9 protein-coding genes and 1 pseudogene are annotated in these 15,703 nt (G+C 53.4%); 6 read left to right on the top strand and 4 right to left on the bottom strand.

The features are described 5' to 3' along the window. Positions 1 to 2 precede the first annotated feature (2 nt). From SH139x_RS04830 to SH139x_RS04815, 4 genes are read left to right on the top strand one after another with little or no spacing between them, the layout of a single operon-like run. Positions 3 to 1,319: a glycosyltransferase family 4 protein gene (locus SH139x_RS04830; RefSeq protein ID WP_488354155.1), complete on the top strand. Its 1,317-nt coding sequence runs from the start codon at positions 3 to 5 to the stop codon at positions 1,317 to 1,319. Further along, a complete protein-coding gene (locus SH139x_RS04825; protein WP_488354154.1) occupies positions 1,291 to 2,160 on the top strand; it encodes a cupin-like domain-containing protein in 870 nt (289 codons plus the stop codon). Before SH139x_RS04830 ends, SH139x_RS04825 begins: the two co-directional genes overlap by 29 nt. Then, entirely contained in the window at positions 2,109 to 3,179 is a 1,071-nt protein-coding gene (locus SH139x_RS04820) for a GNAT family N-acetyltransferase (protein ID WP_488354153.1), read from the top strand. The genes SH139x_RS04825 and SH139x_RS04820 overlap by 52 nt, the downstream gene beginning before the upstream one ends. Continuing rightward, a complete protein-coding gene (locus SH139x_RS04815; protein WP_488354152.1) occupies positions 3,176 to 4,192 on the top strand; it encodes a polysaccharide deacetylase family protein in 1,017 nt (338 codons plus the stop codon). Before SH139x_RS04820 ends, SH139x_RS04815 begins: the two co-directional genes overlap by 4 nt. On the opposite strand, the gene SH139x_RS04810 is transcribed toward SH139x_RS04815, so the two are convergent. Further along, on the bottom strand, positions 4,189 to 5,772 hold the full coding sequence (locus tag SH139x_RS04810) for an alkaline phosphatase family protein (protein WP_488354151.1): 1,584 nt from the start codon (positions 5,770 to 5,772) through the stop codon (positions 4,189 to 4,191). The two genes, SH139x_RS04815 and SH139x_RS04810, sit on opposite strands and share 4 nt — an antisense overlap. Positions 5,773 to 5,860: 88 nt before the next feature. Further along, entirely contained in the window at positions 5,861 to 10,519 is a 4,659-nt protein-coding gene (locus tag SH139x_RS04805; RefSeq protein WP_488354150.1) for a chemotaxis protein CheB, read from the bottom strand. A 419-nt stretch (positions 10,520 to 10,938) separates the two neighbouring features. Here SH139x_RS04805 and SH139x_RS04800 point away from each other — a divergent pair. Then, a pseudogene (locus tag SH139x_RS04800) lies at positions 10,939 to 11,310 on the top strand (AAA-type ATPase lid domain-containing protein); the annotation flags it as partial. A 72-nt stretch (positions 11,311 to 11,382) separates the two neighbouring features. On the opposite strand, the gene SH139x_RS04795 reads toward SH139x_RS04800, so the two are convergent. Beyond that, entirely contained in the window at positions 11,383 to 12,504 is a 1,122-nt protein-coding gene (locus SH139x_RS04795) for a class I SAM-dependent methyltransferase (RefSeq protein WP_488354149.1), read from the bottom strand. A gap of 341 nt (positions 12,505 to 12,845) precedes the next feature. Between SH139x_RS04795 and SH139x_RS04790 the strand changes: the two genes are divergently transcribed. Further along, the gene (locus SH139x_RS04790) at positions 12,846 to 14,234 is read left to right on the top strand and encodes a sulfatase family protein (protein ID WP_488354148.1); all 1,389 of its coding nucleotides are present in this window, start codon (positions 12,846 to 12,848) and stop codon (positions 14,232 to 14,234) included. A gap of 98 nt (positions 14,235 to 14,332) precedes the next feature. Here the strand turns inward: SH139x_RS04790 and SH139x_RS04785 are convergent, their stop codons facing one another. Beyond that, complete coding sequence (locus tag SH139x_RS04785; protein WP_488354147.1) at positions 14,333 to 15,679, bottom strand: efflux RND transporter periplasmic adaptor subunit; 1,347 nt, start codon at positions 15,677 to 15,679, stop codon at positions 14,333 to 14,335. Positions 15,680 to 15,703: the final 24 nt, after the last annotated feature.

Genomic DNA, 15,703 nt, shown 5'->3' with positions numbered 1-15,703 from the left:
AAGTGACCCCGCAATTGACCGGCACGAGATTATCGGCAGCCACGACGCATAATCGCATTCTGATGATTCTCGAGAACGAGAGTTATCCGGACGATACACGTGTATACTTGGAAGCAACTGGTCTTCAGCGCGCTGGATTTCGCGTCACAGTTATCTGCCCCGCTGGAAATTCCAGCAAACGCTTCGATGAATTGGAGGGCGTGAAAGTCTACCGTTACCCGAAGCCGCTGGAATTTCCGGGAGTGATCGGCTACGTGCTCGAGTTTGGCTACAGCATGCTGGTTGCGTTCGCGCTCGCCTCTTGGATACTCGTCCGCCATGGGTTTGACGCAATCCACGTCCACTGTCCGCCCGACATGAATGCGCTGGTCGCGTTACCCTTCAAGTTGGTCGGCAAGAAGTTCGTCGTCGACCTACACGACCTATCACCTGAATTGTACCAAGCCCAGAACCAAGGCGATGGAAACGCTCTGATCAATCGGCTGTTGCATGGTTTTGAGCGACTTGCCTGTAAGACGGCTACTGCGCTTATCTCCACGAACAGTACCCAGCGAGACGTGCAGATTGAGCGGGGCGGAGCCCCACCCGAACGATGCTTTGTTGTTCGCAATGGCCCCCATGAAATGTTTCAGCCTGACATTGCTCCGATGCCAGGAATTCGCCCTCCCGGCAACATCGTGATCGGCTACGTCGGCGTGATCGGTATCCAGGATGGGGTGGAAAAATTCGTGGAAGTACTGGCCGAGTTAAGGAAGAGTCGCCCAGAGATCAAAGGGGTGGTCGTTGGCTCCGGACCGGCGATTTCCTCGTTGCACCAATTGGCGGATGAGTTAGGCGTAACTGACTCGATTCAATTCACGGGATTTGTTGATTTCACGGAGGTACCTCGCTACATCGCGGCTTTCGACGTTTGCGTGACGCCCGATCCTAGCAATCCCTACAACGATAGCTGCACGACGATTAAAACGATGGAATATATGGCGATGAAACGCCCCACCGTGGCGTTCGATACAAAGGAAAATCGGATCACCGCCGGCCGGGCGGCGCTCTACGCCAGTGACAATAACGCACCGGAGATGGCAGGTTTAATTAAGCAAATCATCGACGATCCCCAACTATCTTCAGAAATGGGACAATTCGGGCGGGAAAAAATTGAAAATAGCCTTGCTTGGTCACACCAAGAACATATTTTGGTTAGCCTATATGTGAGCTTATTGGGTGGTAAGCAAGAGCAATCTACCACCCCTGATCCTTCTGAAACTCAAACTCCTCAGTCGACCAGCCACTCCGATGTTGTCGCCAGTACAAACTCCCGCTGAAACAGAAAATTCCTCCCACCAAATCGATGTCGTTGATAAGATCTCCGCAACGGATTTCCTTCACCATTACATTCGGAAAAATCGCCCACTATTAATGCGTCAGATGATGTCGGAATGGGGCGCGCGACGACGCTGGAGTCTTGAGTTCTTTCATCAAATGGCTTCCGACCAGCAGGTATTGCTAGAGGAAGGCAATGTCATGCAGGGCGAAACAGGTTTTCGCTCACAGAGCTTCAAGGATTTTGTCGGCCAACTGATGCAATCTAAGGCAGGGGACGGCAAGACTGCTTACCTGTCTGTATTTCGGCTCTTTGATGAATTCCCCGAGTTAAGGAAGGATGTTGATTTTACGCTCCTTGATCAGCACAAAATAAAGTCCTCCACGGTCGGCTGGATCGGCCCCGCTGGTACTGTGACCGGCTTTCACATCGATTGGGGTGATAATATCCTGGCACAGATTGCGGGGCGCAAATTACTGCACCTCGTCGCGCCGGCGGAATCGGCCAACATGTATCCGAGCAAAAAGTTTGACCAAGGCACGACGATCAGTCAGGTCGATCTGGAGAACTACGACGCTGAGAGGTTTCCCAAATTTTCCGAGGCCGAGAAACATCGCATTGTGTTACAGCCGGGGGAAATGATTTTTATTCCACGAGGTTGGTGGCACCACGTACGATCACTAGATGTTTCCATATCGGTCAGCAACATTGGCTACGATCTCCGCGGCATTTTGTTGGATGCGATCCCCCATCGTCTGAAACAAAAATTACACAATGCGGGTTTGTGGAAATGCGATTGCACCTGCCACGTGATTCGCGACGGAAAATGGTGTCGCAAATGAGCCCGGGTGAGTTTCGCATCATCTCACCTGTGGATGATCCGGTGCGGTGGGATCAATTTGTCAACGACCACCCCAAAGGAACCGTTTTTCATTTGAGCTCGATGCTACGATCTTTTGATGAAACGCCAAAGCATGAGAATCTGGCTTGCGCCGCAGTCGATGAGAGAGGCGAGGTACTCGCCTTACACCCTGCGGTAAAAGTATCGACGTTAGAGGGTATGGCCAGTCGCGTTGCTTCGCGTTCGATCTGCTACGCAGAACCTTTATGCGCGGCAGACACTCGCGGCCGCTCCGCGTTAAAAACGCTGATTCAACGACACGATAGCCAAATGCGTTATCGGACTCTATTTGCGGAAGTTCGCGCTATCAGCGCGCCCTGCCTGGAACAAGAACCTTTGCAGAAATGCAACTACGAATTTCGGGACTACCTAAACTACATTGTCGACACGAATGTTGATGCCGATACGCTCTGGCGAAAGCTCAGCAAATCGGCCCGCAACAGCATCTCCAAGACGAAACGTAGAGACGTTAGAATTTCCCTGCTGGAATCGCAACCCGGTATTGAGAGGATTTATCCGCTGATCGTCGCCAGTTATGCGCGGTCAAGAGTCCCCTTGGCCTCCATTGAGCTATTCCATTCCGTATTGAGGAATCTTCCTCCCGAGATGATTCAAATTCGCGTAGCAACCCTTGGGAACGAGGACATTGCCGGCGGAATAGGGTTAATCTATCGCGGGCGTTTTTTTGCCTGGTATGGTGGCAGCTTGCGTCCCCGCGGTGTTTTCCCCTTTGATTTGCTAACTTGGGATGAACTCCAATGGTGTGCGGAAAATGACATCCAGCTCTACGATTTTGGGGGAGCCGGCTGGCCAGATGAAGCTTACGGTCCGCGTGACTTTAAGAGTAAGTTTGGCGGTCAACTCGTTCATTTTGGCCGCTACACAAATCAGTACTCGAAGATCCGCATGGCGATCGCGAACACGGCGTTTGAAGCGGTGCGGGGAATTTTAGCACGATGACACTTGCCCCCAGTGATCCACCAGTTGGCCACCTGGAGACACAGTTTCTCTTCGACGGCGATTTCGCGTCCTCTCTCAGCCAATGGCTGGGTGAAGATATGGAAGGGGCTCAACTATCCAAGCAATTCCAACTCTTCTATCACGTTCGCTCCTATCTGCCAATTTTCGCGCGTCAACTTTTACAGCGAGTACGGAACCGTCGCGTCAGTCCGGTCGGGGACTGGTATCTGCCGCCGGGACTGCTTGCACATTTGGCTGGACGGCCCAATTTAACCCACCCGGTTTGGCCGAATGCTGCACCTTTTTCGTTGGTACTGACCCATGATGTTGAAACGAAAGAGGGCGTGGAAAAAATAGACCGCTTGGCAGCAATCGAGGAGGCGTTGGGTTTTCGTTCCTGCTGGAATATCGTTCCCTACAAATACAAGACTGACGCGGGCTTGATACGGTCACTTCGCGAGCGGGGCCACGAAATTGGCATTCATGGATACAACCATGATGGCAAATTATTTTTGAACAAAAAGACTTTCGATGCTCGGGTCCCTTTGATTAATCAAGCCATCGAAGAATTGGGAACCGTCGGATTTCGCACCCCAATGGTGCATCGCAATCTCTCTTGGCTTCAGCAGTTGAATATCAAGTACGACTCGTCCTGCTTCGATATCGATCCCTTTCAAGCGATGCCCGGTGGCGTACAGAGTTGGTGGCCATTTCGAGTTGGCAAGTTTATTGAACTGCCCTACACGCTGCCCCAGGACCATACGCTGTTGGTAACACTCGGTGAATCGACAGATCGAATTTGGCAGCTAAAGCTCGAAGAGATTCGTCGTTTTGGGGGCATGGCTCTAGTTTTGACCCATCCCGATTATCTAGACTCGCCAGAACGGCTAGGAATTTATCGCGGCTTTCTTGAATCAATTCAAAACGAGCACACCCCGTGGCACGCGTTACCAAGCGAAATGGCGAAATGGGCGGCAAACCGTCTCGGCCCCGTCACTTCTGCAGTCGACTAGCCACCAGGACCTGCTGTACGTTCTGCGATTAAGCGGTCGGCTTCACGGTCGAGCCCAAGAATTCTCAGTATCAAGGGGGCCACGTCGATTGTGCGCGGATTTTTGGGAATCTGTATTTTAGCAGGAACCCCACTGGTCAGCAGGACTGATTCTGAGTCATCGCGATTTAGCGCTCCGTGCGAGCCACCACCATGCACCGACGTTTCGACGACTTTGAATTCAAAACCGACGCGGGCAGTCACCCAAATATCATCGGAAAGATGTGAAAAACTGGTCATAATTCGTTCCAGAGCGTTCGGATACTCGTGATAGACAATCTTGCCTCCTATCACCGCAGCATCGATGCAACTGAGATCCCCGTCGAGATCCCAATGATTCCCATACTCATCCGATAACGCGGAAAGCGAATCATTAGCCGCCAATGAGAAACGCAGCCGCCCCCGATCACGCGTTAAAACTTGAAAGGTGTCTTTCTGAGCAACCACAACACTGCTTGCCAGCGCGGTGGCACCCCACACGCCATCACGATAAATAACTTGATCAATTTTCTGCTCTGAAAGCAATTGCTCTACCACTCGATCTCTGAGCTCGCATGTTCGAGGCTTGAGGTAAACATGACAGGCTCGCATGTTCGGGCAGATAACCAACTCATCCGAAATCTGAGGATGCTTGCCTGGGGTCGCGAGCTTGAAGTCGGCCAGTAAGCGACACATATCGATGGCGATCTGATCAACATTCGGCACCATGTTGCTCTGAGCGTGATCACCTAGCACCAACAGCGAAAATTCCTGCAAGAATCGATCCAAGCCGCCTCGTTTGTCAATAAATTGACTGAGCTGTGAATCGACGCAGCGGAGGGTTGACTCGGCGACTTGTGGAGATTCTTCGTGGCTGACAAAATCGTTATTTGGAAAGTAGGCCACGGTAAGATCCGGAAAGGGCTCCGCATCCGCTAAGCAGAGCAAATACTCCCCAGTCGTTTCATCATGAAAGCCAAAACGTCGTTTTACACCACCTGTTGCTCGCAATTTGTGATCGGAGCCAGGTAACCGTGAAGCAGCAAAATCTGCGAGAGCCAAAATTCGTGGCCCCTCAACCGTGTCGACGCGATTAATGCCAGGCAACACCCTCAAGATCGGCGGGGGATTCACCTGATGGGTGTGATCTCCTCGAAACCACATGTAATTAATTACGGCCGCGGTGAGGCCACCACGTTCCACCCATTGATAGATTGTATCCGCATGGAGTCGGTGGAGATTTAGTTCAACCAGAAATTCATGAAAAAATTGATTGATGCCTTTATTTGCCACCACCCAAAAATCATCACCATAGTAGGCTACCTTCTCTTCCCGCCGATCATACCAGAATCCACCCGCGATAAAGTGATCGACCGGATAGACTCCAGTGGCGATCGCCGCGGTTGCAGCTGGAGTGATCGAGGGAAATATGGAAGTACATCGCTCCCGCAAGACACCACGCTCGGCGAGCCGTTGCAAGCAAGGCAGATGCCCTGCCTTCATCGCGGGCAATACGACGCGCGCCGCCAGGGCGTCAATCACAACGAGCAAAACTTTTTTCATGTATTTTCTATCGGCAGGCATAAGCCCCAAAGCGGCTGTTAGAATACCGATATTGGCAAAAGCAACAGCCGGGGATGACGTTGAAATGCTAACGAACGGCAAGATGCTTGATGACTGTGGCCACTAGTTTGGGACCATCAATGGGTTTTGGCAAATAATCGTCACACCCAATCTTAATACAAGCTTCGCGTTCGCCCTCCATGGCATCCGCAGTCAGGGCGATGATCGGCATGGTAAACTTGAGTCGTCTCAGTTCGGCAATGGCCTCTTGTCCATTCATGACTGGCATCTGCATATCCATCAGCACGATTGCAAACTGGTCTTGCTGCTCGACGGCTTCGACAGCCAAATCGACAGCTTGTCGACCGTCCTCGGCGATTGTGACGCGGGCGCCGTTTTTCTCCAAGAAATACCTGGCGACTCGCCAGATATCTCGGCGGTCGTCCGCTAAGAGAATTCGGGCGTTGATGGGGGACTGTGCTGGTTGCTGATGCTCAGCTGGCCTTGCGTGGGCGTGCAAGTGCTGAGAGGCGTCGACGAGGTCCGCGATTTCACTATCGTCGAGCCCTAACGCCAACGTGAACTGACTTCCCTGATTAAGTTTACTGGCGACACGAATGTGACCGCCGAGTCGATTGGCGAGACGTTTGCTTATGTTTAGCCCCAGTCCGGTACCACCCATTTGTTGGCGGCGTGCTCGATAGCCACGCTCGAAGGGTCGGAACAGACGCTGCAATTCCATTTCCGTCATGCCGATCCCGGTGTCGCGGACCTCGAATTCAAGTTCAGCACCACGAACGTCATCGTAGCGAAGGCGGATCAAGACGGTAACGCTCCCTACGGAGGTGAACTTAAGAGCGTTACTGATCAGGTTTACCAAAATCTGCCGAATCCGAATCGCGTCGGAGTATATCAACTTTGGAACGAGTGTATCGAAGGAAAAAGTCAGCGGAATTCCCTCCTCGACGGCGCGGATACTCATCAGTGACTCGACGTCCCGAACCAGCGAAAGCAGATCGACGGGATCGTGACCGATTTCAAGTTTGCCGACCTCGATTTTTGAAAGATCAAGAATGTCATTCAGTAGAGCCAGTAGGTATTCGCCATTCTTCTTAATCGTGCGTAATTTCTCCCGCTGATTTTCGCTATCGAGTTCGGCGTTCAACAAATCTGCGAACCCCAAAACCGCCGTTAAAGGAGTTCGCAACTCGTGGCTCATACTTGCCAGGAACTCACTTTTTGCATGATTCGCTTGTTGAGCCTCCTGTTTTGCCGCCTCAAGCTTTTCTTGAGCGTGTCGTTCCCGAGTGATATCACGATTAATCTCTAGGATTCGCGCCGTGCCGCCCGGGCCCCGCAGCAGTTGGTGCCGACTGGAAACGATGATTGATTGGCCGGATTTCGTTTTTTGCCTGAGGGTACCAGTCCATTGCCCTGCAGAGGCGAGTTCATTTTGAACCTCATCCCAGGAGAGGCTGTGCTGTGTTTGCAACAACGCGTGCACATCGCGTCCCTCGACCTCTGCAGCTTGATAGCCATACAGATCCTTAGCGCCGGTATTCCAGGAACGAATTCCGTCGACGGGACGCCAAACGATGATTGCATCGTAGGCCGCGTCGACAATCCGTCCCATTTGCTCAAGCTGAGAGCGGTGCTCTTCACGTTCGGAAACATCACGAATACAGAGGAACAAGTAGTGCTCACCCTCAAATTTTAGCATACTGGGACTGATTTCAACTGGCAGCAGGTTGCCATCCTGGCACACCAAATCAATTTGGAAGGGATATTTTCGATTTGTCTCTGAATTGGAATCAACCAACCTGCGAAACAACTCCACCGCAGATGACTCAATCAGTCTTTCCAGTGATAACTCGTCCAGCTCGCTACGCTGATAGCGGAGCATTTCCGCCAGTGCCGAGTTCGCGTAAGAGATTTTGAAACTCTTATCGATCAAGGCAAAACCATCAGTCGCTGATTCCGCCATGAACTGAGCGCGCTGCAGTCTCCGCTGAGCCTCACGCAAGGAACTGATGTTAATCAAGGCGATAACAACCCCTTCAATACCAATACTGGATTTGTAAACACTCAGCCTAAGCAGGAGGATTTCACCAGATCGGTCGCAAGCTTCGATTTCTTTTGGCACTCGAGAACCCAACACCTCCCGCAAATCGTTGATCAGATCAGGATAATGGACCTCCTGTGAAAAACTAGCAATGTGTCGACCAATATCACGTTCCAGCAATTGAAATACACGAGCAGTTTCAGGAGTAAATCTGCGGATTGTCAAATCGCTGTCTAAAAAGATCACACCGACTTTTGTTGCTGCAAGTAGATTATCCATGTCGTCGTTGGCTTGAGTCAGCTCCTCGACGCGTCGTTGATGTTCACCGTTTACCGTGTAGAGCTCCTCATTGACGCTATGCAGCTCTTCATTTGTGCTTTGCAGTTCCTCATTAGAAGCCACCAATTCCTCATTAGCGGCCTGAAGTTCCTCATGGGAAGTTTCCATCTCCTCGACCGTGGCCTGCAAGTTTTCTCGCATTGATTGCAACTCCCCCTCCAGCACGCTGACTGCGGAGGATGAATCGAGCGCAGTTATCTGATCGCCTGACGTCATCAGAGGAAGCTCGGATGCGTTGGGCACAGTGATTTCATCACCGTCCGCCCGTGGAAAGCTGATTTCTTGCTCGGGCTGCAGCAGCACCAACAGCTGACCTTCCTTAGTGTTGGAGTCAACAAAGGGTTCCACCACCAGGGTCAACAGTTCGTCTCCGCCGGAGTTTCGATAATGCACACGTCGATACTTCACCACCCCCCCCTCCCTTTGGGCGTGAAGCAGGGCGGCGTGCAAGGTGGGGCGAAGACTGGGAACCACTACGTCGATTAACTTGGAAATCATCCTGCCTTGGGGAAATCGCAAGAATCTGGCTGCGTTGCCAAAAATACGAAGAATTTCAAACTCTTGATTCAGCAAAACTCCGGGAGGCATGTACCTGCTTAGCAGTTGATCATACGTGGACAGCAGGGCAAGCTCAGGCTTGGCATGATCGGGGATGGCCGGTGCGTGAGGAGGATTGCCTGCGCTGTTGGCTGAGAAAACAGCGGACGTCTCGAGCCGATGGCGAATCTCACGGATTTTTCGATAGATTCGCCAGCGACGATCGACCGGTTCAAACTCGGCGACTTCTCCAGGAGTCTCGCTGGGGCCGAGAAAGAGAAAACCCCGCGGAGCGAGCGCGAAGTTAAACATTCTCAGCGACTTGTGTTGTGCAGCGGGGCGTAGATAGATTAGCAGATTTCGGCAAGAGATCAGTTCTAGCTGAGTAAATGGCGCATCGCGAATAAGGTTATGAGGTGCGAATACGATCATCTGGCGGAGTGCTTTGGAAACCTGAAACTCATCCCCTTGTGGTCGGAAATAACGTTCTCTCTGCTCGGCCGTGATCCCAGCGATGTGTTCCTCAGCGTAGATTCCTCGTGAGGCAATCCGGAGGGACTCGCGATGGGCATCGGTGGCAAATAGTTTAAGTTCCGCGGGTACTTGCTGACGGCGAATCTCCTCGTCGAATAACATGGCGAGGGAATAGGCTTCCTCACCCGTGGCGCAGCCGACCACCCAAACTCGAATGATACCATTGCGATGGTTGCGAACAACTCGGGGAATCACCTCCCTCGCGAGTTGCTCAAAAGCTTCATGGTCACGAAAAAAACGCGTGACATTGATCAGCAAATCTTGATAAAGTCTGTTCAGTTCGTTGCTGTCTTGCTCAATGTTATCGACGTAGGCCTCCGTCGTATCGATCCCCAGCAACGCTTGCCGTCGGCTGATGCGGCGTTGAATCGTGCCTGTCTTATAGCAGGAAAAATCAACGCCAAATGCTTCTTTGAGTAACCGGAAAGCCCTTTGGCTAGCTGGCATTTTGGGTGTTTTCGCGGTCCCTTGCTCGGTCCCTTGCTCGGCCCCTTGCTCGGCCCCTTGCTCGGCCCCTTGCTCGGCCCCTTGCTCGGCCCCTTGCTCGGCCCCTTGCTCGGCGGAATCGAGTTGCAAGTCATTCTTGAGGTAGCGAACCAGCGCCTGCGAGATCTCCGCCGGCGGCAAGCACAAAGAGACTGTGCCGGTCGCCTCGGCGTTCTGAGGCATTCCTACGAACTGAGCGCTCGCTTGATCTTGAATCATCACCAGACCTCCGTAGGCGTGCACCGCCTGCACACCTTGAGTTCCATCGCTGCCAGTTCCGGACAAGACCACGGCAATTGCGCGACGGCCAAGATCACGAGCAAGGGAATTGAAGAATCGATCAATCGGCCGCACTGGCCCCTCGCTGGCACGCGGTGAAAGCGATAGCAAACCATTTTGGATCTCCATTTCCATTTTTGGGGGAATTAAATAGATATGATTTATCTTGAGCAACATGCCATGCTCGGCAACGGCAATAGGCAGTTGGGAATGCCTCGCCAAAATCTCCTTCATGTGGCTGTCGAAATCGGGCGATAGATGCTGAATGACGACAAACGCGGCCGCCGGCTGTGGCGGTAACGCTTGAAAAAAACATTCGAGTGCTCCTAGCCCTCCGGCCGAAGCGCCAATCCCGACGACGGGAAATGCCCGGGCTTCGTTGCCGGAGCCTTGATCGCCAGCCGCAGCAGCACCCTGGACGGACGCATCAACACGCTGTTGACCTGATGGCTGTAGCCGAGCAGACGGAGCGTTAGCTGGGAGCTGGGTGGGACGTTTTGCTTCGCTCATTGGTATTTGGTGCATTCTTGCGCGGTAACCGCCGCGATACCTGCGGCAGAATTTTGTATATCTCAGCGGCCCCAGTTGTTTGGTCGATGATCGCGCATCTGCCGCAGAATAGTTGCTGGCCCCGTAGCTTTTCACACTTGCTCGTCGGTCTCTCTAACCAATTAACGGCTTAATCGTTGCAAAAAAGTTGGCCCGCCCAAAGTCAATTACCAACCAACTTGCGAAACCTTGCAAGCTCGCTCAGCCTGCAAACTTCGTACCACCAGCGAAAACCGTTCTTTCAGCTGGCTGCTCAATCAGGGCACAAATAGTGCTTGTTTGGTCGCCATGCTAGCGGCGGTACCGACCGGGTGGGTGTCGCCTACTCAAGAAAGTGGCAATGAAATCACGCGACGGAGAATGCGGATGACCGCCGCGATGAAATTCCTCCACTGATCCGGCTCTTTCTCAATCGTGCCAAAAAGAAACTCGGCCGCGAGGAATTCGAGGGCATCGCATCCGATGCTTTGAAGATGTTGCCCCTCTACGACTGGCCAGGCAACGGACGACAGTTACAAGCTGTCGTGCACAGAATGGTAATCAATGCATTTTCAACAGTCATTGCTCCGGAAAACCTTTCCAGAGAGATCCACAAGAGCTTTGCGCATCCCCCACACCGACAGCACATCGCAAGCTGCCGAGATACTTGGTATCACACGAGGAAAAGTCCGCGATCGGATCGCCTCCTACGGTTTATCCGTAAAACATTAGCATCACTGGCCCTTGGTTACTGGCATGGCAACGCCCAATGATTCTCGCACAGCTCCGTTTACATTTACGTCGGCGCTAAAACGACTTGGTGGAGATCGGCCATTTCCTTTTCATCAGCCATTTCCTTGCCCACCGCGGTAACTGGCCAACAGCTCGCGATCCGAATAGGGAGTGTCACTCTTGCTTCCCAAGAAGTAAAAGGCCGATGCTGCGTCGTTCGCTGACTCACGTCGACAGAGCCAGGGATCAAGACGAGCCAGCCACCACAGGCTGCACCGAGCCGCCGCGGAGACCACCGCGCGAAACCGTGGGTTATCGGAGAAGCTCATGGCAAAGTACCTCAAGCTCCAAGCCAATCCCATCCCCGGCCCGCAAGTAATGCCGGAGTCGAGCTCGGCGAAATTTCTAAATAGTCGGCGGTGACCGAGGCGAGTAAAACGGGTAAAGTCGTATTGGCGTCCATGCACTTGCTGCATAAACGGAGTGTCGGAATAGACCAATCCGTTAGATTTCAAGACGCGATGGATCTCGGCCACGCAACGCTGTGGATCGACGACATGTTCCAACACCGCTTGCACGATCACCCCATCAATGGAGTTATCCGCGAACGGCAAATCGTGAGCATCACAAATCAGCTGGGTCCGCGGGGCCACAGCGGCGTCAGTTTCAATCAACCTAATCTGTGGATCGTCGAGCAGGCATTCCATACCGCTTCCGGTCACTCCACCACCAACCACCAACACATTCGCCACGGGCGCCGTCTCCCCGACTGCCACTCGCTCACGACAGTCGGCCAGCAATTGTTGACGAAAGCTCTGATAGACTTGGTCGGCAGCCACGTTGCGCGAAATGTCGGGTAACCAACTGCTAATTTTCTCACGCCAAGCGCTGACGGGGCGGAAGAAGGTTGGCTCTTGGCGTTGGAAAGTCTCCAGATCAAAAACACTCTTCTCGGGATCGACCAGAATCGGCACGCCGCGGCTGAGTGGATAATGAAATTCACAATCGGCTGACTGGCAGACAAACAGATTGTCCATGAACTCCAATGACTCCGCACAGCGTGGGCAACGCAACAGTCCCCATATTTCAGCGGGCAGTCGCAGTGCCGGCTGCCCTTCGTTGCCAACCTTACCAACAACGCCGCCCGTTCCAGTCGCGGACTGCTGGGAGGGGAGGTGCAGCGGAAAGGTCGGTTCCGCTGGCGAAAGCAGAGTATCGGAGGGAAGTGTTTGCAACGGTGTAACCTTCAACGGGAGCACAAACTAAAACCCCACCTAAAATCGTTGCGGCTCAACCACTGTTGTTGAAACACGTTTTTGTACGGTTTTCAGATAGGCGTTAGGATAGGCACTAATACGAAACTCTTGGCCGTGAATAGCCGAGAGGCAAACAAACCAACGGAGCGGAGCAGATGAGCCCGATTCGCACCGATAGCCTGGGTGGTTTGCAGCGATTTCAACGATTAACCTAGCCCCGTAGATGGCCGCCCCAGCCAAACGTCTCGGCTACATGCCGATTAAAAGTCGAGTACACTCAAACTTGTCACCTTGATTCCTCGATAACAATCCAGAGCACGATGAACAAACACCTTTGCTTGGCACTGGGCATCAGTATGTGCTGGTTACTAACCACCAGCAGCCAAAGCTTTGCCGCCGACCGCCCCAATATTTTAATCATCTTCACCGACGACCAGGGTTACGGCGACGTTTCGACTTACCATCCCAGTGACGTGCAAACGCCTCATCTCGATGCTTTGGCGGAGCAGGGGATGTTGTTCAAAAATATGCGCTCGAATTGCACCGTTTGCTCCCCCTCACGAGCCGCGCTGCTGACAGGATATTATCCCGATCGCGTCGGCGTCCCGGGGGTCATTCGCACGCAAGCCGAAAACTCATGGGGTTACCTTAGCCCCCACGTGCCGACGTTAGCCAATGTGCTCGGGGCAGCAGGATATCGCACGGCGATCATTGGCAAATGGCACCTCGGCTTGGAATCGCCCAACACGCCCAACGAGCGAGGATTCGAGTTTTTCCACGGGTTTCTTGGCGACATGATGGACAGCTACCTGACCCATCGTCGCCACGATAACAACTATATGCGACTCAACCAAAATGTTATCGATCCCCCTGGGCATGCGACGGATTTGTTTGCCGATTGGGCCAGCGATTATCTGCGTGAGCGATCTCAACAACCGAAGCAACCTTTCTTTCTCTACCTCGCTTTCAATGCACCCCATTTCCCGATTGAACCTCCCGCGGAGTGGCTGGCAAAGGTGCGTCAGCGAGCACCACAGCTTTCCGCCGCCCGCGCCAAGAATGTCGCTTTTGTGGAACACCTCGACGACCGAATTGGTCAAGTGCTCAGCACCTTGGAAGCGACAGGTTTAGCCGAAAACACGCTCGTCGCTTTCACCGCTGATAACGGTGGGTCGCTGGCACATGCGCAAAACAACGATCCTTGGCGAGATGGTAAACAGAGTCATTATGACGGCGGGATTCGCGTCCCCTTTATGATTCGTTGGCCAGGGGTGGTGCCCGCGGGAGCCGTGAGTGACTACAACGGTCAAGTATTTGATCTGTTTCCCACCGCGGTGGAATTGGCGGGGGCTAAACTTCCCACGGATCTAGACGCGGTCAGCCTGCTGCCGTTGTTGCATGGTGAGCAGATGCCCGCTGATCGAGAGTTGTATTTTGTGCGACGCGAGGGTGGCCGACGTTATGGCGGAAAGAGTTATGAGGCAATTATCCGGGGCCCTTGGAAGTTGATGAGAAACTCACCCTATGAGCCACTCCAGCTTTACAATTTACAGCAAGACCCAGGAGAAACGACAGATTTGGCAAACGACCAGCGGCAAATCTTCAACCAACTCTCTGATGCCTTGCGCAGGCATACCCAACGAGCGGGCGGAATACCATGGCAACCACTTAAATACTCGGTAGATGCTAACAAACATGGCACCGAATAAGTTATATCAGCCGTTGAGCGCAAACTCACTGTTTCTCGGAACCGGACGTAAACCGGGCCGGCTGATTCCGTTTGGTTGAATGACTTATGCGGAGGTGCTTAGGACTGGGGACGTGGGGCAACTTGGCTGCCATCGGCGACGGCGTCACCGGGATAGACGATGACCTGTTCTCCCGCTTCAACTCCCCGCACGATCTGAGCTTGCAGCCCATTGTTTTCCCCCACTTCGACGGGAACTTGTTTGGCAACCCCGTCTTTAAAGACAAAGACGTGCCATTGACCTCGCCAACGAAACAGCGCGCTGGTGGGAATCTGTAAAACATCATCCGCTTGCCATATAACAATGTTGGCGTCGATGCGGAAGTTATCCCCCAACGGCAATCTTTGCTCGACTGGATCGAGAATATCAATAATGACGTTCACACGTTGTTCTTCCACGCCAAGCGCCGACACTTTCGTAAAGCCAGATGGCTCAACACGCCTGACTCGCCCCCGCAAGCGTTGTTCACGCCCCCAATTGTCAAACGAGACGGGGGAATTGGGTTTGATCTGCACGGCATCTTGGGAGAGCGCATCGACGACCACTTCCAGGTCTGTGGGATCGCCCAACTCCATCAATGGGGCACCGGCAGCCAGCACTGCGCTGCTCTCCTGATAGAGACGCAAAATACGCCCCGTAATGGGAGCCAAAATGGGCAGCTCCATATCGACCACCGTTGCGGAATCCCCTGCTGAAGTATTCCCTGCTGAAGCATTGGGGATTGCTGAATCATCAAGAGTCGCTGCATCGGGCGCATCTTCCGCGGGGTTCTCGGCGGGCGTTTGCGGGGGTGTCGGATCGAGCGATTCCGAATTCGCGGTCAACAGTAAGGCGGCACGTTGTAGTTGCAGTTCATACTGTGCGATATCGACGTTAAAGTCGGCCACGCGGACTTCTTCCAAGCGAGCGCGATATTGATATTCGGCCTGCTCCAGTTCCGAGGCGCCGGCCGCGCGTTGTTCGGATAAGCGTCGCAACCTGCCGACTTCACGCTCGGCAAAATCAAGCGCAGATTCCGTGCGAGCTAATTCTGCCTGGGCAGCGGCGAGGCGTTTTTCCGCGGCGCTAACCCGCGCGCGAGCCTGGGCTACCGCTCGCGGGTCGAGCAGATCTGGGTGGGTTGGCTGCATCCTGGCCAGCACGGTGTCCCCGGCAACAACATTATCCCCCACATCGAAGGTCACTCTGAGGAGACGACCTGCCAAAGGCGTGGAGACAACGTAACGTTCACGAATCCGCGTGATGCCATCGTCGGCGACGGTCACCTGCAAAGGTCCACGCGTCACAGTCGCGAGATCAACCAGCAGTGGTTGCGGCAGCAGTGCATAAATCAAGGCGCCCGTCGTGAGCATGGCGACGACTGCCCAAAACAGTTTTCGCCAGCCAACGCGGGGCAAGGAGATCATCAACAACATTTCGCAAACCTTACA

This window comes from Kothea flammea (genome assembly GCF_052161645.1).
GTDB lineage: Bacteria > Planctomycetota > Planctomycetia > Pirellulales > Pirellulaceae > Laterigemmans.
This window is presented reverse-complemented; position numbering and strand designations above follow the sequence as displayed.